The 19031-nt window shown below is 69.7% G+C and carries 18 protein-coding genes and 1 pseudogene; 11 read left to right on the top strand and 8 right to left on the bottom strand.

The window, feature by feature from the left end; genetic code table 11:
• Nucleotides 1-35: 35 nt before the first annotated feature.
• The 3 genes from DMP23_RS02900 to DMP23_RS02890 form a co-directional block, all read right to left on the bottom strand.
• Complete coding sequence (locus tag DMP23_RS02900; RefSeq protein WP_337820092.1) at nt 36-884, bottom strand: formate/nitrite transporter family protein; 849 nt, start codon at nt 882-884, stop codon at nt 36-38.
• A 240-nt stretch (nt 885-1124) separates the two neighbouring features.
• Nucleotides 1125-4076, bottom strand: coding sequence for a trypsin-like serine protease (locus tag DMP23_RS02895; protein WP_337820091.1), 2952 nt, complete (start codon nt 4074-4076; stop codon nt 1125-1127).
• 137 nt (nt 4077-4213) lie between these two features.
• Nucleotides 4214-5083 (bottom strand): XRE family transcriptional regulator, encoded by an 870-nt coding sequence (locus DMP23_RS02890; RefSeq protein WP_337820090.1) that lies wholly within the window; start codon nt 5081-5083, stop codon nt 4214-4216.
• 117 nt (nt 5084-5200) lie between these two features.
• Here DMP23_RS02890 and DMP23_RS02885 point away from each other — a divergent pair, with 117 nt between their 5' ends.
• The 4 genes from DMP23_RS02885 (at nt 5201) to DMP23_RS02870 (ending at nt 8410) form a co-directional block, all read left to right on the top strand.
• Entirely contained in the window at nt 5201-6088 is an 888-nt protein-coding gene (locus DMP23_RS02885) for an XRE family transcriptional regulator (protein ID WP_134734249.1), read from the top strand.
• A 267-nt stretch (nt 6089-6355) separates the two neighbouring features.
• Nucleotides 6356-6778 (top strand): CHAP domain-containing protein, encoded by a 423-nt coding sequence (locus DMP23_RS02880; protein ID WP_337820089.1) that lies wholly within the window; start codon nt 6356-6358, stop codon nt 6776-6778.
• Nucleotides 6779-6792: 14 nt separating this feature from the next.
• Nucleotides 6793-7638, top strand: coding sequence for a poly(ethylene terephthalate) hydrolase family protein (locus DMP23_RS02875; RefSeq protein WP_337820088.1), 846 nt, complete (start codon nt 6793-6795; stop codon nt 7636-7638).
• A 79-nt stretch (nt 7639-7717) separates the two neighbouring features.
• A complete protein-coding gene (locus DMP23_RS02870; protein ID WP_337820087.1) occupies nt 7718-8410 on the top strand; it encodes an SGNH/GDSL hydrolase family protein in 693 nt (230 codons plus the stop codon).
• Nucleotides 8411-8477: 67 nt separating this feature from the next.
• Here DMP23_RS02870 and DMP23_RS02865 read toward each other — a convergent pair whose 3' ends face one another.
• Entirely contained in the window at nt 8478-9437 is a 960-nt protein-coding gene (locus tag DMP23_RS02865) for a LysR family transcriptional regulator (RefSeq protein WP_337820086.1), read from the bottom strand.
• A 154-nt stretch (nt 9438-9591) separates the two neighbouring features.
• On the opposite strand from DMP23_RS02865, the gene DMP23_RS02860 reads away from it, so the two are divergent.
• Both DMP23_RS02860 and DMP23_RS02855 read left to right on the top strand, forming a co-directional pair.
• Complete coding sequence (locus DMP23_RS02860) at nt 9592-10812, top strand: FAD-dependent monooxygenase (RefSeq protein ID WP_337820085.1); 1221 nt, start codon at nt 9592-9594, stop codon at nt 10810-10812.
• Nucleotides 10809-11429, top strand: a complete 621-nt coding sequence (locus DMP23_RS02855; protein WP_337820084.1) for an NADPH-dependent F420 reductase — start codon at nt 10809-10811, stop codon at nt 11427-11429. Before DMP23_RS02860 ends, DMP23_RS02855 begins: the two co-directional genes overlap by 4 nt.
• A gap of 38 nt (nt 11430-11467) precedes the next feature.
• On the opposite strand, the gene DMP23_RS02850 is transcribed toward DMP23_RS02855, so the two are convergent.
• Complete coding sequence (locus DMP23_RS02850) at nt 11468-12913, bottom strand: sulfatase family protein (RefSeq protein WP_337820083.1); 1446 nt, start codon at nt 12911-12913, stop codon at nt 11468-11470.
• 73 nt (nt 12914-12986) lie between these two features.
• On the bottom strand, nt 12987-13427 hold the full coding sequence (locus tag DMP23_RS02845; RefSeq protein WP_043840279.1) for a VOC family protein: 441 nt from the start codon (nt 13425-13427) through the stop codon (nt 12987-12989).
• Nucleotides 13428-13500: 73 nt separating this feature from the next.
• Between DMP23_RS02845 and DMP23_RS02840 the strand changes: the two genes are divergently transcribed.
• A complete protein-coding gene (locus DMP23_RS02840; RefSeq protein WP_037814782.1) occupies nt 13501-14019 on the top strand; it encodes a MarR family winged helix-turn-helix transcriptional regulator in 519 nt (172 codons plus the stop codon).
• A gap of 17 nt (nt 14020-14036) precedes the next feature.
• Here the strand turns inward: DMP23_RS02840 and DMP23_RS02835 are convergent, their stop codons facing one another.
• Nucleotides 14037-14225, bottom strand: a complete 189-nt coding sequence (locus DMP23_RS02835; protein ID WP_337820082.1) for a hypothetical protein — start codon at nt 14223-14225, stop codon at nt 14037-14039.
• Nucleotides 14226-14351: 126 nt separating this feature from the next.
• On the opposite strand from DMP23_RS02835, the pseudogene DMP23_RS02830 reads away from it, so the two are divergent.
• A pseudogene (locus tag DMP23_RS02830) lies at nt 14352-15404 on the top strand (sigma-70 family RNA polymerase sigma factor); the annotation flags it as partial.
• An 85-nt stretch (nt 15405-15489) separates the two neighbouring features.
• Here the strand turns inward: DMP23_RS02830 and DMP23_RS02825 are convergent.
• Nucleotides 15490-16974: an aldehyde dehydrogenase family protein gene (locus DMP23_RS02825; protein ID WP_337820081.1), complete on the bottom strand. Its 1485-nt coding sequence runs from the start codon at nt 16972-16974 to the stop codon at nt 15490-15492.
• A gap of 235 nt (nt 16975-17209) precedes the next feature.
• On the opposite strand from DMP23_RS02825, the gene DMP23_RS02820 reads away from it, so the two are divergent.
• From DMP23_RS02820 to DMP23_RS02810, 3 genes are read left to right on the top strand one after another with little or no spacing between them, the layout of a single operon-like run.
• The gene (locus DMP23_RS02820) at nt 17210-17728 is read left to right on the top strand and encodes a cupin domain-containing protein (protein WP_037814787.1); all 519 of its coding nucleotides are present in this window, start codon (nt 17210-17212) and stop codon (nt 17726-17728) included.
• A gap of 12 nt (nt 17729-17740) precedes the next feature.
• Nucleotides 17741-18679 carry a PDR/VanB family oxidoreductase gene (locus DMP23_RS02815; protein WP_337820080.1) on the top strand — a complete coding sequence of 313 codons (939 nt, stop codon included), beginning with the start codon at nt 17741-17743 and terminating at the stop codon, nt 18677-18679.
• Between the two features lie 25 nt (nt 18680-18704).
• The gene (locus DMP23_RS02810; RefSeq protein ID WP_337820079.1) at nt 18705-18950 is read left to right on the top strand and encodes a hypothetical protein; all 246 of its coding nucleotides are present in this window, start codon (nt 18705-18707) and stop codon (nt 18948-18950) included.
• Nucleotides 18951-19031 lie beyond the last annotated feature (81 nt).

Genomic DNA, 19031 nt, shown 5'->3' with positions numbered 1-19031 from the left:
ACCGGCGCCGCAGCCCGGTGCCGACCGCGCCCGGGTCAGCTGCCGGTGGTCGCGAGTTCTTCCGCAGCCGGGGCCGGGGGAGCGGTCACGCGGGACCGGGAGCCCAGCAAGACGTACGCGGCTCCGACGAGAAGCCCGCCGCCGACCAGGTTTCCCAGTCCGACGAACAGCAGGTTGCGGCCGAACGCGCCGATCGTCGCGCCGGGCACGCCGTCCAGGAGGCCGAGGGTGTAGGTCGTCATGTTGGCGACCACGTGCTCGAATCCGGAGCTGACGAACGCGAGCAGGCACCAGAAGATCAGCGCCAGCTTCGCGCCGTCCGACTTCGTGCGCGCGGCCATCCACACGGCGAGGCAGACCAGGAAGTTGCACAGCACGCCGCGGAAGAACAGCGCACTCGCCGATTCCGCGGTTTTCGCCTTGACCAGGCTCGCGAGCAGAGCCGCGCCCGGACCGGGGTGCCCGGCGGAGCCGCCTACGGACAGCACTCCGCCCTCGTGCACGAGCCAGGCGAAGACGAGCGAACCGAGCAGGTTGCCGACGAACGACACCACGATCACCGCCACTGCCGCACCGGCGCCGCGCCGCCGGACGAGCGCGCCCTGCACCATCGTCATCATGTTCCCCGTGGACAGTTCCGCGCCGGCGAACACCACGGCGGTCAGCGCGATCCCGAACACGAGGCCCTGCACCGTTTTCGTCCACGGCGAACTCGCCGCGTTGAGAGGTCCGGTCGCGGACAGCAGCAGCACGACCGCCACGCCGATGAACGCCCCGGCGAGCATCGAGCTCACCAGGTAGCGGCCGGGACGGCGCAGGTCCTCGATCTTTCCGTCGGCGACGTCCGCCTGCAGGTCGAGAGCTTCGGATACGGGAATCGGCATGGCGCGGGCCTTCCGGGCCGGGGGCGGGTACCCCGGCATTCGACCCCGCGCACTCTGCGTCCGGGTAGCGTCGTGATCAGCATCTGGTGTCCGAGTGCGCACAGCCCGCGGCGGCCGCGGTGAATTGCCCCGTCCGGTGCATAACGGGGCATAACGGGCATCAGCTCGATCGCGCCGGGATGGAAAACGCGAGATGCCGCCCCCGGGAAGGGGACGGCATCTCGGTGCGGGGCAAGGAACTCAGCCGAAAACGAACCAGAAGAACGTCGTCGCGGCAGACTTCCCGGCCGCGTCAGTGACCGTGACGGTCACCTGCCTGCTGTCGGCGCGCGTCGGCGTTCCGGACACGACTCCGGTCGCCGGGTCGAGCGTCAAGCCCGGGGCGAGAGCGGTCGACGACCACCGGTACGGGCTGGCGCCGCCGGAGGCCTTCAGCTGCAGGTTCACCGCTTTGCCGGTCCAGCTGTCCTGGTTGCCCGGGGCCGCCAGCATCAGGGCCGAGGGCTGCCCGCCGGTGACGGTCAGCTGGTAGTGCGTGGTCTGCGTCGATTTCGGGCTCTTGCCGGAGATCGTGACGTCGTACGTTCCGGCCGGAGTGCTCGCGCTCGTGGCGATCGTGAGAGTGGAGCGGCCGCTGAGGTCGACGCTCGCCGGGCTGAACGTCGCCGTCGCGCCCGAGGGCAGTCCGGCGGCGGTCAGGCTGATCGACCCGGTCGGCGGCGGCGGGTTGTCGCCGCCCGGCAGGTGCGGGGCGAGGTCCGCGGCGTAGGTGGAGACCCGGGCGTAGACGGCGTACCAGTCGCACGAGGTGGACATCCACGAGAACACCCCGACGACCGTGTTGCCGACCAGGTACGGTCCGCCGCTGTCGCCGACGCACGCGCCGGCGTGGTGGTCGGCGTATCCGGTGCAGAGCATCGCCGGGGTCTTGTACTCCTCCTGCCCGTGGGGATCGGTGAACCGGCCCTTGCAGGCGCTGTCCTCGGCGACCGGCACGTCGGCCTGCCGCAGCACGGTGCTGTAGGTGTTCGCGCCGGTTTCGCCCCAGCCGATCGAAACGCCCTTGGTGCCGGGCGCGTCGAGGCTCGGGTCGGTGTTGAGCTTCGGGTACGTGATCCCGGCGGGGACCGGCATGTCCTTGTCGAGGGTCACGACCGCGACGTCCGCGCCGATGCTCCAGTCCGTGTAGTCCGGATGCACCCACTGCGAGGCGATTTCGGCGGTGGTGCCGGTGTTCTGCGTGAGGTCGTCGTCGCCGTAGACGAACCACTTGTGACCGGGCTTCTCCAGGAGGCAATGCGCGGCCAGCAGCACGGTGTGCGGTCCGAACAGCGTGCCGGTGCAGGACTGCTGTCCGGGGAAGGCCGAACCTTCGCGGCGCATCGAGATGATGAACGGATGATCCGCCGTGGTGGTCGGAGTGCCGCCTACGACGCTTGGCGAAGCAGCGGAGGGCGCGTTAGCGGTGACGGTCGTGCTCGCCGAACTGCCCGCGGCGACGCTGCCGGAGGACGGCGAGGCGGACAGCGTGAAGTCCTGCGCCGGAGGCGGGGTGTCGCCGCCGGTCAGCTTCGAGGCCAGCGCGTCGGCCTTCGGGGAACCCCAGCCGGTGCACAGGTCGTAGCCGGTTCCCGCGTTGTAGGTGCCGTTGCCGCCCGAGGTGACGTCGTGGAACGTCGAGGCGTAGTCCGCCGAACCGGCGATCCGGTAGAGGCTCGGGTTGAGCTGGCCGAGCCGGGATTTGCCGCCGCTGAGGGATTTCTGGTTCAGCATCGCCGCGTAGCCCGCCCAGAGCGGGGACGACAGGCTGGTGCCGCCGACGTCGAGCCAGCCGCCGTTCATGTACACCGACAACGCGCCGGCGCCGTAGTCGGCGACCATCGAAACGTCCGGAACCGAGCGGTACTGGTTGGTGCCGGGCTGCCAGTCCGGGCGCGAGTAGATCTTCGAATACCCGCCCCCTGACCGGGTATTGCCGCTGCTGCCCTGGTTCCAGCACGATTCCGACTGCCACGTGCCCGCGCTGTCGGACGTCCGCAGCTGGGTGCCGCCGACGCCGGTGAACAGCGGGTCGCTCGCCGGGTAGTCGGCCTGGACCGTCTTGTTGTCGCCCTGGTAGCCGCAGCCGGTGCCGCCCCAGTCGCCGGACGCGGAGAACATCGTGACGCCCTGCGCGGCGAGCTGGGTGTAGGAATCGTGCGAGGCCGCGATCGGGCTGGATTCGCAGAGTTCGCCGTTGAGCCACGATCCGGAAAGGACGGTGATCTTGTTGTCCGACGCGATCTGCGCCATTTCGTGCACCCACGCCTGGTCGGAGTTCGGCGCGGAGTAGACGACCTGCTTGGCCTTCGGCGCGGTCGCCGCGACGGCCTGGACGTCGAGGGTGACCTCCATCTGGTCGCCGCCCGGATTCGGGACGCCGCCGTCCACCTTGACGACTTCCGGCGTGACCGCGGGTTGCTTGAAGTACTGCGTCCAGGCGTCGATGTCGGACTGCTTGAACGTGTCGAACTCGATCAGCCCGACCGTTTCGCCGGAACCGTCGTAGCTGCCGGAGACGCCGGTCATGCTGTAGGCGGTGCGCAGCTGCGCCGGGGTGTAGCCGCCGCCGGGACCGGACGGGCCCGCCGGTGCGCTCGCCCGGTGCGCGGCGGGCCGGTTCGTCAGGCCGGTGACCCCGCGGACGACGGCTGCGACGTCCGAGGGGACCGCGGTTGCCTTGGTGGCGTTGAAAAACCGCTCGCCCTTGGCGGACCGGAAGCCGGAAAGCGAGGTGCTGAACGCGTTTTCCACTTCCGCGGGCGTGCCGGACGCGGTGACGACCTGGCGGTTGCCGGTGACGTCGTCGATGCGCAATCCCTTGCCGGTCAAGTACTTCCGCACCTGGCTGACCGCGCTGGCGGTGGGACCGAACCGGTCGGTGTATTCGGCGGCGCTCAAATAGTGGTGGTACAGCGGGGATTTCGGGTTGGCCGTGTCGGCGACGTACCGCTCGGCTCCCGCCGCGTCGTGGGGCTTGAGCGCGACGGACACGGTGACTTGGCCGGGCAGAGCGGAACTGTCCGCCGTGGCGCCCGCGGGGACAGCGGGGGCGTTGTTCAGCGGGACCAACGGCTGGGCCGCGGTGGCTGTCGGCGGGGAAAGTGCCGCTGTCGTCAGGAAAGCGGCTACGAGGAGAGCTGGACTTCGCATGTGCTGCTCCGGAGTTGTGAGGAGGAATACAGCACTGCGCACGGTAAGAACCGCGTTCCGGCCTCTGCCACGAAAAGTGGAAACCGCGCCGAGCTGCCGGGGTATCCCCAGCTCAGCGGGCTGTGTTCACAGAATTGCTACCAGGTCCACTCGACGCCGATGATCCCGGCGCCGACGTCCCGCGCCGCCAGCGTCACCGAGCCGCTGCCTGCCGCGCGCAGTTCTTCCACTTTTCGGCGGGGTGCGGCGAGGTCGCGTTGTTCGAAACGGCGAACGCTTTCCGGAATGTCCGAGCCGAATTGCACCCGGCAGGTGTACAGGGGAGCGGGCCGGGTGAGCCTGCGGTGGTATCCCTGCACCGGGCGGCCGTGCGGGAACACGAATTCGTACTCCACCGCCGCGACCTCCCCGGCCCGCAGTTCCCGGTCGAAGAACAACTCCGCGATGAGGAGCCCGCTGACCGCGTCGACCCGGGTCCGGCCCGCGCGGCAGCAGTGCCCGGCGGCGAAGCGCGGAGGCTGCCGCGCGCGGTCTTCGGTCTGGTAGTAGGCGGCCATCCGGACGACCCCGTCCACGGCGGCCTCGGCCACCACGCGCACCCTGAGCAGGCGTTCCTGCCGGTCGTCGTCCACGAGAAGTTCGTCGTGCACCGACCGCAGCCGCACCTGGTCCTCCGGCGGCAGGTCGAATTCGAGCGATGAGGGCCGCACCGACGGCCACAGCCGGCGCCGTTCGAGCAGGGGCGTCCGCTGCGGGCGGGAACCCTGGCGGTCCTGCGGCCCGAGCAGCGACGTGAGGCGGCCCGCGCCGAGGCCGAGCACCTGCTCGAGTTCGACGACCGCGTGCAGCGACGTCTCGCGGCCCGGCAGCGACCGGCCGGTCCGCCAGTACGCCAGTGCGCTGCGCGACACCGTCACCCCGCGGGCCGCCAGATGCTCGCGCAGCCGGTCCAGGGTGAGCCCGGCGCCGCTGATGGCGGCGTCCAAGGCGTCGGCGAACGAGGGCACGACGTCCACTGTGGTGCGCCGGTATCCGCCGGACCAGCGTCGTTCGTCGGATACCGGGGGGTAACTGCGGACTTTCGGAGGTTCCGGAACGCCTGCCAGTGAGATCATCCTGGAGGCGTGACTCGGCCTTCCGCGGGCTCGTTCGCGGTCACGCTGGACACCGCGATCGAGGAATCCGGACTGTCGCTCGACCGGCTCCAGCACCACCTCGCCGCGCGCGGGGTGCGACTTTCGCGCTCGGCGCTGTCCTACTGGCGGCGCGGCCGGTCGCAACCGGAACGCGAGACGTCGATCGCCGCCGTCGCGCAGCTGGAATCCGTGCTGAGCCTCGAACCCGGGACGCTCACGTCCAGGCTCGGCCCCAAAGCGCCGCGCGGGCGCTGGCTCGGCGAACCCGCCTGCCGGATCGAGCGCCGCCGGCTGTGGCCGCAGCTGCGGGCGTTCTCGGCCGAGCTGAAACCGCCGCCGGACGGGCAGCTGTCGTTCTGGTCGATCCACGACCGGATGCTGCTCGACGAGCACGGCGGCGAGCGCGCGCTGCAGGTCCGGATGGTCGCCGAGGCCGCCGTCGACGGCGTGGACCGCCTGATGGCCTACTACCAGGCCGACTCGTTCCTGACCGCCGACCCGGTTTACCGCAGCGCGCGGTCGGCGCGGGTCGGCCGGGTCTGCGTCGACCGGGAAACCGGCATGATCGCGGGCGAACTGCGGCTGGAGCGGGCCCTGGCGCTGGGCGAGGTGACGATCGTGGAGTACGAGGTCCGGTTCCCGCCGGGTCCGCCGATCGACCACTACCACCGCCGGTTCACCCGGCCCGTCGCGGAGTACGTCTGCCAGGTGAGCTTCGGACCGCGCGTTCCGCGTCGGGTCCGGTCGTTCGAGCAGCGCGGGCTCGGCGGTCCCGAACATCCCGGCAGCGCGCTGTCCGCCGGTGCGACGCACACGACGACGCTGGCGCTGCGCGACGTCCGGCCCGGCATCTACGGCACCGGATGGCAGTGGTGAGCAATTCTGTGAACGGGAAGCCCCGACCAGGGAAGACGATCAGCGGCGGACCAGTCGTCCACAAAGGTCTGGTTCGGAGGTGATCAGCGACTTACCGTCACGGCGCATTTACTCCCCGAAGCAAGAAAGGCCCTCCCCATGTGCCGATCCTCCCGTGCCGTACTCGCCCTCGCCGCCGCGGCCGCCTTCGCCGTCAGCGGAACCGGTACCGCCACTGCCTCCGCCTCTGCCTCCGCGGCGACCGCGTCCGCAACTGCGTCGACGTCGATGGCCGCTCACTTCGGAACCGTCCCGGCCTCGTCGACCGCGGGCACCATCGGCGACATCTACCCCTCGAAGTGGCGCGACGTCCCGCAGGACTCCGTCGTCGACGACTGGAACATGTACAACCGCGAGTGCGTCTCGTGGGCGGCCTTCAACATCGCACGCCACGGCGAAAGCGCGAACAACTACGGCGACGCGAAGTACTGGGACGACAACGCCCGCAACCACGGCTACCGCGTCGACAACACCCCGACGGCGGGTTCGATCGCCCAGACCGACAACGGCACCTACGGCCACGTCGCCATCGTCGACAGCGTCCACAACGGGACGGTCACCGTCGAGGACTACAACTGGACCGGCGACGGCCACTACCTCGTGCACGACGTGAACGCTTCGTCGTTCCGCTACATCCACTTCTACAACTGATCCCGGAGTCCGACATGCGTTCGTTCAGCCGGAGATCCCTCCTGGCGACGACCACGGCGGCGGTCGCGGTCGCGCTGGTGCCGGGGGTGGCCGCGGCGGCTCTGCCGAGCGTCGCGGCCACCGCCCGCGACTACGAGAAGGACGGGCCGCACCAGCCCGTGAAAGCCGCTGGCGACAGCGCGCACACCCTCTATTACCCCGCCGACCTCGCTTCGAGCACCGCCAAACATCCGGTGCTGATCTGGGGCAACGGAACCGGCGCCACCGTCGACCAGTACGAGCTCCTGTTCACCCACCTCGCCACTTGGGGTTACGTCGTCGCGGCCGCGAACACCGGACAGTCCGGCTCCGGCATCGAGATGCTCGACGGGGCGAAGTACCTGATCGCCGAGAACTCCCGGCAGGGCAGCGTTTTCCAGGACCGCATCGACACCGGGCAGATCGCCGCCGCCGGGCACTCCCAGGGCGGCGGCGGTGCGATCGCGGCCGGTGCCGACCCGTTGGTCAAGACCACGATCCCGATCATGCCGGGGCCTCAGGGCACCGTGGGCGCGTTGCACGGTCCGGCGTTCTTCGTGTCGGGGCAGGCGGACATCATCGTCCCGGCGCTCTATGTCCGCGCGCGTTTCGACGCGTGCGATCAGGTGCCTGCCGTCTACGGGCAGCTGCGCAGCGCCACGCACTTCTTGCAGGGCGACACGCGGTACCGGCTCGTCGGCGCGATCACCGCCTGGCTACAGTACCACCTGGCTGGCGACCAGGCGGCGAAGAGCGTGTTCTACGGTCCGAACCCCGGGCTGCAGCAGGACACCGCGGCGTGGTCGGATTTCGCGCGCAACAGCCGGGCCGACAGTGCGTAGAGCGGTCGTCGCGGTTCTCGCGTTCACGGCAGCTGTCCTCGGGTGCCAACCGGCCGGTGCCACCGAGTCTCCGACCTCGATGGCCGCGCTCGGCGACTCGATGACGCGGGCGTTCAACACCTGCCTGCTGCCGTGGACGGACTGCGTCCGCAATTCGTGGGCCACCGGCACCGACGTCGACAGCTACTACCAGCGGTTGCGGAAGCCGGACATCGCGAACCACAACTTCGCGCTGACCGGCGCCCGGATGAAGGATCTGCCGAGACAGGCGAAGGTCGCCGTCGCCAGCCGCGTCGACCTGGTCACCGTCCTGATGGGCAACAACGACGCCTGCAGCGGCGGCACGGAGGTGGCGACGTTCGCGAACCAGTTCAAGGAGGCGATGACAACTCTGCGGGAAGGAGTGCCCGGCGCTCAAGTCAAGGTGGCGTCCATTCCGGACATTTACCAACTCTGGGATGTCTTGCACACCAACAAATCCGCGGTCGCGAAGTGGGGCACCTTCCACGAATGCGACGCACTGCTGGCGAACCCGACCTCGACCGCCCCGGCCGACCAGCAGCGGCGCGACGCGTTCCGGCAGCGGATCGTCGACTACAACGCCCAGCTCGCCGCGGTCTGCGCCGAGTTCGCCCAGTGCCAGTACGACGGAGGCGCGGGTTTCGCGGCTCGGTTCGATCCGAGTGACGTGTCCACTGTGGATTACTTCCACCCGAGCGCGAAAGGGCAGGCGTTGATCGCTGACGTCGCCTGGAAAGCCTTGGGCTCCTGATCGCCGGCAGCGGTGCCGCTCGCGGAGAGCGGCACCGTTTCCGCGTGTCCGGGACGCCGAGGAATTCCTAACGCTCCGCTGCAGACGCGGCCGAGTCCTCGGATGTCGTCCGAACCGGAATCGCGTCGGCGAGCCCGTGCTCGCCGAGCCGTTCGGCGGCGAAGTCGAGAAGGGCGGAGGCGCGCGGAGTGAGCTTCATGTCCGCCGGCCAGATCCCCACCACGTGGGTCACCGTGACCGGGGGGTCGAGGGGCCGGACGACGACCGGTCGTCCCTCGATGCTCATGGGGAGCGCGTGGGGCCGGGACATGAGCAGCCCGTAGCCGAGTCCGCGGCCCACCAGTGCCTCGACGAGGCCGATCTGGGAGACCCTGGCTTCGATCTTGGGCTCCAGGCCGCGCGCGGTGAACGCGTCCGCCACGTTGCGAACGCCCGGTGTCGCGTCGTACTGGATGTAGGGCTCGTCGGCGAGATCCGCCAGGTCCACTGTTTCGGCCGCCGCGAGCGGATGCCCGGGAGGCAGGTGCGCCTCGAGTTCGGTCGCGTAGATCCTGCGGCGGCGGCATCCGGTCGGCAGCGACACGTCGTACACGAGGGCCACGTCGAGCCGCCCTGCCTCGAGATCGGAGAGCAGCTCTTCGTTGGTGCCCACCGTGATCCCGATGCTCACGCCGGGATGGCGCTTGGGGAAGCCCTCGAGAAGCTCCGGCACCACGTTCGCGGCGAAGCTCGAGTAGCAGCCGAGCCGCACCGGACCCCTCAGCTCCTGTTCGCGCCCGGCGTTCAGGACGAGTTCGTGCGTGTCGGCCACGATCTGACGCGCCCGTCTGGCGAAATCCTGACCGGTCGGAGTGAGCGTGAGCCCTCTGGCCTTGCGCCGCACGCACAGCTGCTCGCCCACGGCGCTTTCGAGGCTCGACACGGCCTGCGACAGCGCGGATTCCGAGATGTGCAGGTGCGCCGCGGCCGCGCTGAGCGTGGGGAAGTTCGGCAGTGCCGCGAACAGTTCGAGTTGCCGCAGGCTCACCTCGGAGATGGCTGCCCTTCCCCTTCTTCAGTTCAACCGAATTACATCCTCACATTACCACGATTTACACGCAGAGGAAGGCCTCCCATGATGGGAGGAACAGCTTCCCGATCCCTCCGAACGGAGGGCTGGCAAGGACTTTGGGGGAGAAGCAGTGGCAAGTCAGGACACTCGCATCGCGATCATCGGCGGAGGGATGGGCGGGCTGACGGCCGCGATCGCGCTGCGGAAGATCGCCGGAGTACGGGCCACCGTGTTCGAGCAGGCGGGTAAGCTGGGCGAAGTGGGCGCGGGGGTCACGGTCGCGCCGAACGCCGCGCGCGTCCTCGAGAGACTCGGCGTGCTCGATCGGATCAGGCGGGTCGGAGCGGTCCCGGACGGGCACGGCGTCTACCTGAACGCCATGGGCGGTCTGGTGACCGACGCGGCGTGGGAGGACTCGGCCAAGCAGCACCAGAACATCGGCATGTACCGCCCGGACTTGATCGACGCCTTGGCGCAGGAGGTCGATCCGGCGACCATCCGTCTCGGCCACCGGCTGGTTTCCGCAGAGCCACTGGGCTCCGGCGTTCGCGTCGAGTTCGAGAACGGCGCGGACGAAGTGTTCGACGCCGTAATCGGAGCGGACGGCATCCATTCGGTGGTGCGGGGAGCCGTCGGCCAGTTCCCAGAGCCGGTCTACTCCGGGTACATCGTCTATCGCGGAGTGGTCGACGCGTCCCGCCTGCCCGGCGACTGGCCCATGATCAGCCAGGTGTGGATGGGCAACCGGAGGCACTTCATGTGCTATCCGCTGCAGCAGCGGAAGCTGTTCAACTTCGTCGCCGGCGTCCCGAGCGACCGGCCGCTCGACGGGGCCTGGTCCGGCCCGGCGGAGGTCGGCGAACTCGCCGCCGAGTTCGCGGGCGCGGACTGGGACCCGAGACTCCAGGAATTCATCGGGCGCATCGAGCACACCTTCTGGTGGGGCCTCTTCGATCACGAACCTCTCGCCAACTGGTCCCGAGGGCCGATCACCTTGCTCGGCGACGCGGCGCACACGATGCTGCCGCACCAGGGGCAGGGGGTGAACCAGGCGATCGAGGACAGCATGGCGCTCGCGACGTTCCTCGCGGCGGCCGACAGCGTCGCCGACATTCCCGAGGCGTTCAGGCGCTACACCTCGGTCCGCATGCAACGCACGGCGATCCTGCAGAACGGCTCTCGCCGGGCCGGCGCCATGTTCGACGCGCAGTACGAATTCGCGGATCTCGAAAAGCGCGACGCCGATCTCCGGGTGGGGCGCGATTTCCGGCGGAGCGCGGTATTCGACTACGACGCACAGAAGGTGGCCGAACAGGCGCTCAACCGATTTCAGGGGGTTCCGGTCGCATGACCTCGATCAGCATCATCGGCAGCGGCAAGATGAGCGGGGCGATCGCGGAGGTCGCGGCCCGGGCCGGGGCAAGCGTCCAGATCATCAAGCGCAGTGCGGAAAGCAGGTCCGCGGCGCGTCCTGGTCCCGGCTACGGCGTCATGGGCGACAAGCTCACCGGAGACCTGGTCGTGCTCGCCGTTCCCTACGGGGCGTACCCGGGCATCGTCGAGCACTATCGGGACCAGTTCCGCGAAAAGGTCGTCATCGACATCAGCAACCCCATCGACTTCTCCACCTACGACCGGCTGAAGTCACCCGCTGATTCGTCCACCGCGGCCGAACTCGTGAAGCTGCTGCCCGCGGGCACGGCCGTCGTCAAGGCGTTCAACGTCAATCTCGGAGACACGCTCGTCAGCGGCACGAACGGCACGACGCGCACGACCGTCCTGTTCGCCGGTGACTACGCCGAGGCGAAGATGGCCGTCGCGGAGTTCATCGAGGCGGCGGGAATGCGCGCGGTCGACGTCGGCCCGCTGACCCGCGCAAGGGAACTCGAGGCGATGGGATTCCTCCAGATCGTGGTGGCGGCGCTCGGCAAGACGCGGTACGAGTCGGGCTTCGCGCTGCTGGAGTGAGCGGCGTCGAGCGCCTCCGCGTGCTCCGGTGAACGGGGTCAGTGCCGGCAGGCGGCCGCCCCGTGGCAGGAGGCCATCGCCCGCAGCGTGTCGTGCAGTTGTCGTGCCTTGTCCGGCGGCAGCTGAGCGGCGGTGTTGTGCAGTTCCTGCGGATCTGTGGTCCGGTCGTAGTACTCCTTGGCGCCGTCGGCGTACTCGACGTAGGTGTAGGCGGTGCTCCGAATCGCCTCGTAGGTGGTCGGATTGCCGCTGTTCTTCGCGGGCTTGTCCGGATCGTTCTTGTCGAAGTCGGGACCGTGGTGCTCCACCAGCCCGACGGTGCGCCACGCCGGCGGTGCGGTGCCGTTCAGCAGCGGCACCAGGCTTTCGCCGTCCACCGGTGCGGGGGTCGGCGCCCCGGCCAGCGCTTCGAAAGTCGGCCGCAGGTCGATGTTCTCGGCGGGCTGGTCCACCGTCGCGCCCGCTTTGACGCCGGGGCCGGTGACTATCAGCGGCACGTGCACGTCCGTGTCGAACGCCGTCTGCTTTCCAGGGGTGAGCCGGTACTCGCCCATGTGGTAGCCGTTGTCCGAGGTGAAGACGAGGTCGGTGTTGCCGCGCACTCCGGCTTTGTCCAGTGCCGCTTGCACGGTGCCGATCATCTTGTCGACCGACTGCACGGCCTGCGCTCGCTTGCGGAAGTCCTTGTCGATGGTCTGTTTTTCCCGGTCGGTCAACGGGGTGCGGGAGGCGAGCCACGACGGCGGCGAGGACGGGAGCGTGTCGTACGCGGGGCCGCGCGGTGCGGTGAGCCCGGGGAACGCGTCGGCGTCGCGGGGCGCGGGGGTGTAGGGGCCGTGCGGGGCGAACGTGGCGAGTTCCATCGCGAACGGGGTGTGGTCGGCCGCCGAACTGGCCACGAATCGCGCGGCCTTGTCCGCCATGACGTCGACGAGGTAGTCCTCGGGCTTCTTGCCGTAATGCTTGACGGTGCCGTTCTCGTTGAGGTCGTAGTCGAATTCGCGGTAGCCGTTCCCCGCGACGTCCCATTCGTTCCAGCCGGGCGGGATCCCGTCGGATTTCGGCTGGTAGCCGTTGAGATACTTGCCCATCATCGCGGTCCGGTACCCGGCCTGCTGCAACGACGTCGCGTAGGTCGACTTGTCGTCGCCGCGGCCGTGGAAGACGCGGTAGCCGCCGTCCTCGCCGCCGTTGGTGAACACGCCGGTGTCGTGCGGGACCATCCCGGTGAACAGCGACGAGCGCGACGGGCAGCAGAGGGAGTCGGTGACGGTGTAGTTGGCGAACGAGGTGCCGTTCCTGGCCATTTCCTGGACATGCGGCAGATACGGCAGCAAGTTCATCGACAGGTCGTCAGTGAGCACGAGGACGATGTTCGGTTTGCCGCCGGCCGCGGCGGGCTGGCCCGGCACGCAGGCGACGGCAGTCGAAGCCACTGTCAAGGCCAGCAGCGAGATCAGGAGAGAACGAGCGCGTTGCGGCATGCCCCGCACGCTAGAACCGCGATCCGCGAGCTCGGTTCGGAGCGTGTTCGGGTTCGGTAAATCCGCCGCGCGCTCAGCCGAGTTCCTGAGCCAGCCCGACGACGATGTTCTCCGGACCCCGCACGTAACACAGCAGGAAGATGTCCTCGTACTGCACCACTTCGTCGACCAGTTCGGCCCCGTGCGCGCGCAGGCGGGCGAGGGTGTCCTCGAGGTCGTCGACCGCGAACATCATCCGGCGGATGCCGAGCGTGTTCGCCGGGGCCCGCCACGGCTCCGGGGCGATCGCCTTCGGCTGGTGGAATTTCGCCAGCTCCACCCGGCCGGGTCCGTCGGGGACGCGCAGCATGGCGACGTCCTGCCGGATGTCCTTCAGCCCGACCACCCGTTCCGCGCCGCGCCAGTCCAGCGGGCCCTTGTTTTCCAGCTCCAGCCCCAGTTCGACGAAGAACGCGATGACCGCGTCGAGGTCCTCGACGACGATGAGGACGTTGTCCATCCGCTTGACCGTCATGCGGTCACCGTAGCCTGCTCCGAAAAGTCTTAGTGGTGCTATTCTTAGCCCAAAGCTATTCAGGGGGTGCCGGATGCCGAAGCGGACCGAGCCGGACGAGGTCGACGAGATGCTCGCGCAGTGGCGGGACGAGGTGCCGGAGGTAGACACGTCGCCGCTCGCGGTGTTCGGGCGGTTGCACCGTTCGTTCGACCGGTACCAGCGGCAGCTGACGCGCGTGTTCGCCCGGCACGGGATCACGGTGGCGGACTTCGGGATCCTCGCCGCACTCCGGCGGGGCGGCGCGCCGTACCGCCGCACGGCGGGCGACCTCGCCGACACCAACCTGCTCACCACCGGCGGCATCACCCAGCGGGTCGACAAGCTGGTCCAGGCCGGTCTCGTCCGCCGCGAACGCGACGAGGACGACCGCCGGGTCGTGTTCATCGGCCTCACCGAGGAGGGGCTCGCGGCTACGGACAAAGTGGTGCACGAGCATTTCCCCAACGAGAATCGCATGCTGGCCGGGTTGACCGCGACGGAACGGGCGCAGCTGGCGAAGTTGCTGGGGAAGCTGGAGCAGTCGCTGGACCAGGCCGAGTTCGGGGACTGACTCCGTCCGGCTGAGTGTCAATTCTGCTCGTTCCGCGGCGGGGCATTCTTCGGACGGCGCGGATAACACGCGAGAATGAGCCGTTCCAGGTCGTCGGCCGGAATGTTCCACTCGCGACGGGCGCGGAGGGCGAGGAGGAAGACCGCCAGCCGCACGAGGTTGAGCAGGACGGTCGTCGCGAGAAGGGTCCAGGCGCAAGCGGGCATCACGATTCCCCGGATTCGTCGGCGAGCCGATCGGGGTCGGCCGGAAAAGCTGTCATGGGCTCACTGGACCGGGGCCGGAGCCGAACGTGACGCCGTTCCGGGAAATAAGTTCCCGGAAACCGCGTCATGATCCCCGGATCGGCAGGTCCACCGGGCATCCCGACCCTGGAGGCTCGCGTGCCCGCCACAGAGAGTGACGCCGAATTGATCGCCGCCGTGCGTGCGGGGAGGGTCCGCGCGTACGGCATCCTTTACGAACGGCATTCCGAGGCTGCCCGCAACCTGGCCCGTCAGCTCGCCAAGTCCGCAGCGGAGGCCGACGACCTGGTGTCCGAGGCGTTCGCGAAGGTGCTCGACACCTTGCGCGCGGGCAAGGGGCCCGACGTGGCTTTCCGCGCGTACCTGCTGACGGCGCTGCGGCACATCGCCTACGACGTGACCCGGCAGCATCGCGGCATCCATCTCTCGGAAGACCTGTCCGACCCGGTCGGCAAACACGCGCAGGCGCTGGCCGTGCCGTTCGCCGACACCGCGGTCGCCGGACTCGAACGGATGCTGGCCGCGAAGGCATTCGCGCGGCTGCCCGAGCGCTGGCAGGCGGTGCTCTGGCACACCGAGATCGAACAGCAGAGCCCGGCCGAGGTCGCACCGCTGCTCGGGCTGACCCCCAACGGCGTTTCGGCGCTCGCTTATCGCGCCCGTGAAGGGCTCCGGCAGGCCTACCTGCAGGTCCAGGTGGCGGAGAACCAAGCGGAAGGCTGCCGGGAGGCAGTTGACCGGCTCGGCGCGTGGACGCGAGCGGGACTGTCCAAACGGGAACGCGCCCAGGTCGAGAACCATCTGGACGCATGCGAGAACTGCCGTGCGCTCGCGGCGGAACTCGCGGACGTCAACGGCGCGTTGCGTGCGGTCATCGCCCCGATTGTCCTGGGCGGGGCGGCGCTCGGTTACCTCGCCGCCGTCGGCGCGGGGAAGTCCACTGCGGCAGCGGGGGTGTCTGGGTCCTTGACCGCGGGGCCTCGACGGTATTTAGGCGTCGCCGCGTCCGGTGCCGCAGCCATCGCGGCCGTCATCGTCGCGCTTGCCGTCGGCGGCTCGCAAGAGCCTTCGGCGGCCCCTCCGCCGATCCCCGCCGCGGACGGCAAGGTACCGGCTCCGCTGCCTGCACCGCCGACCCCCGGCCCAGGTCTTCGAGGAGGCGATGGCGAGGCTGGCTTCGCCAAGTACTGTTTCGCGCCGGACGGCAAAGCCAGGATTTGCTGATTCAGCCCCGAGCCCACGGAATCGGTTCGTCCGCCAGGCTCAAATACAAGCTCTTCTGCCGCTGATAACTCCGGATCGCGGTGCGGCCCTTGTCCGTCCCGAGGCCGCTTTCCTTCGTGCCGCTGAACGGGGTCGAGATGCTGAACTGCTTGTACGTGTTGATCCACACCGTCCCGGCCTCGACGCGGCGGGCCAGGCGGAGCGCGCGGCGGTAGTCGGCGGTCCAGATGCCGCACGCCAGGCCGTAGACGGTCGAATTCGCCTGGGCGACCAGGTCTTCCTCGTCGTCGTAGGGCAGCAGGACGCCGACCGGGCCGAAGATTTCCTCCTGGCACGTCTTCGCGTCCGGCGCGAGGCCGTCCAGCAGCGTCGGCAGGTAGTACGCGCCGCGCGAGAGGCGTTCGTCGGAAGGGATTTGCCCGCCGCAGCGGACCACCGCGCCTTCTTCGCGGGCGCGGTCTACCATCGCGGCCACCTTGTCGCGGTGGGCGAACGTCGCCAGCGGACCGACCTGGGTGGCCGGGTCGGTGCCGGGGCCCAGTCGCAGGGCGGTGGCCGCCTCGATCAGGCGGGAAGCCCATTCGCCGTACTGCTTGCGCGGCAGGAAGATCCGCGATCCGGCGATGCAGCTCTGCCCGGTCGACGAGAAGATTCCATACAGGATTCCGGCGACAGTCTCCTCGACGTCGGCGTCCTCGCAGACGATCGTCGGGGACTTGCCGCCGAGTTCCATGGTGACCGGGATGATCCGGTCCGCGGCGATCCTGCCCAGCACGCGTCCGGTGGTGGTGCCGCCGGTGAAGGCGAGCTTGCCGACCAGCGGGTGGCGGGAGATCGCATCGCCGACGATCGAGCCGGGGCCGGGCAGGACGGACAGCAGTGCGGGCGGCACGCCGGCGTCGTGGACGAGGCGGGCCAGCGCCAGCGAAACCAGGGGAGTGGCTTCTGCCGGTTTGAGCAGGACGGCGTTCCCGGCGGCCAGTGCGGGGGCGATTTTCTGGGCGTCGCTGGCGATCGGCGAGTTCCAGGGCGTGATCGCGCCGACGACGCCGATCGGTTCATGCACGCTCATCGTCAGGTGTGCGCCGCGGCTGGGCGGGAGTTCGCCTTCGAGGGTTTCGAGCGCGGCCGCGTAGTAGCGGAAGGTGCCAGCCGCGCTCGCGACCAGCGCACGCGTTTCGCCGAGGGCCTTGCCGGTATTGCGGGTTTGCAGCAGGGCGAGTTGCTCGGCGTGGTCCTCGATCGCGTCGGCGACGCGGGTCAGCAGGCGGGCGCGCTGGTGCGGCAGCAGGTCTCGCCATGCCGGGTCCGCAGCGGCCGCGGCGCCGGCCCGCGCGGCGGCGTCGACCTGGGCGGAGTCGGCGGCGTGGAGCGAGGCGACCGTCGACCCGTCGGCGGGGTCCACGCACGCGGACGCGGGACCGCCGCCGCGCTGCCAGTCGCCGCCGACCGGGATTTCGTCGGGCGGGACGGGGAAGGGCTGCATGGCGACGTCCTTTCGGCGCGGATGACGAGGGGTGCGACCGAGGAAACCTTAGACCTAAGATTTCGTCAAGGCCTGGCGCTGCACGCGAGTCGCCGGGAGACTGCCGGAAAGAATTTTAGGCCTAAGGGGTTGTGCGGATCACAGCCCTCGGGGTACAACCCTTATCAGTAAGTCTCTTAGACCTAAGGCATTCGGCGGCGAGCCCGCCGAGGACCACCGGAGGAGTTGCCCCGCGATGACCACCACCGAAAACAAGCACCAGGAACTCGAGGAGCTCATCGACTCGTGCATCGCCGCTCGCGAGACGCGGTACGAGGACTGGGACACCCTCGGCTTCCAGGCCGCCGCGAAGGGCGACGAGTTCCGCCGCGCGCAGATCCGCTACATCGGCTCCGGCGCGACCGGCAACCACGAGGGCGACGCGCGCCAGCTGCCCTCGGAGCACTTCACCTTCTCCAACATGCGGCTGCCGGTCGGCGCGATCGGCCCGGAGCACACCCACCACGACGTGGAAGAGGCGTTCTTCGTCCTCGAGGGCACGCTGGAGGTGACCGTGCACGACGTCGAGGACGGCACCAAGACCGCGACCCGCGTGCTCGGCTACCGCGACCTGATCCGCGTGCCCGCCGGGGTGCCGCGCAGCCTGCGCAACGCCGGCGACACCGACGCGCTGTTCTGCGTCATCATCGGCGCGCAGAAGCCGCAGCTGCCGACCTACCCGCCCACCTCGCCGATGCACGGCGTCACTCGCTGAGAAGAGACCGCGATGCCGACGATGCTGCGGGTGCACCGGACGACGTGGCTGGCCGACCGGGTCACGCAGGTGGAACTGCGCGATCCGGAAGGAAAGCCGCTGCCCGGCTGGGAGCCGGGAGCGCACCTTTCCCTGCACCTGCCGAACGGGCTGGTGCGCGAGTACTCCCTCTGCGGCGACCCGGCCGATCGGCACAGCTGGACGGTCGCGGTGCTGCGGGAGGAATCCTCGCGCGGCGGCAGCGCGTGGGTGCACGAGCGGCTCACCGCGGGGAGCGTCGTCCCCGTCGAGGGCCCGCGCAACACCTTCGAACTGCACGACGCCCCGGAGCACCTGCTCATCGCCGGCGGCATCGGCGTCACCCCGATCCTCGCGATGGCCCGGCAGCTCGCGGCGGGCTCCGCGCCGTGGTCCATGCTCTACTGTGGACGGTCGCGCGGCGGAATGGCTTTCCTGGACGAGCTTTCCGGGCTCGCCGGGGACCGGCTGGAAGTGCACGCCGACAACGAGCACGGCGGTCCGCCCGATCTGGCCGCGAGGCTGGCCGGGCTCGCCCCGGGAACGGTCGTGCACTGCTGCGGCCCGGAACCGCTGCTCCAAGCGGTCGAGGCGGCTTTGCCGGAAACGGCGACCTTGCGGGTCGAACGCTTCCGGGCCCCCGAGGCTCCGGCCGCCGCGCCGGGAACGGGATTCGACGTCGTGTGCGCCGGTTCCGGGACCAGGGTCGCGGTCGCCGCCGACGAGTCCATTGTGGACGCCCTCGGCCGCACCGGGATTTCCGTGCCCACCTCGTGCCGCGAGGGCGTGTGCGGGACTTGTGAAACGAAGGTGCTCTCCGGCGAACCGGACCACCGCGATTTCGTGCTCGACGACGACGAGAAGGCGACCTCCGGGACCATGATGCTGTGCGTGTCGCGGTGCCGCTCCGCCGAACTCGTGCTCGATCTGTAGAAGAACCGATCCTGAGGAGCCGGCCATGGCCGGACACACCCACCGGCAGCTCGCCGTGCTGCGCGCCGCCGCCGCGGGGCACGTGGAGATGACGTGCAGCCGCGAACCGCACCTCGACGTCGACGGCCTCGCCTGCTGCGACCCGACGCTCGGGCACCAGCTGGCCGGGCTGCTCGCCCCCGAACCGGCCGCGCCGCGCGGACCGGGGCTCCGGGTGCCCGCGGTGCTCACCGCCGCCGGGCAGGCCGTGCTCGCCCCGTCCGCCGCCTGACGGCTCGTGCGCGGCGCCGCCGGTGAGAACCGGCATCGCCACGCACGACGCCCGACCCACCACGAACCGAAGGGAACGCCC

The sequence above is a fragment of the Amycolatopsis sp. A1MSW2902 genome (assembly GCF_017312175.1).
In the GTDB taxonomy this organism is placed as follows: domain Bacteria; phylum Actinomycetota; class Actinomycetes; order Mycobacteriales; family Pseudonocardiaceae; genus Amycolatopsis; species Amycolatopsis nivea.
This window is presented reverse-complemented; position numbering and strand designations above follow the sequence as displayed.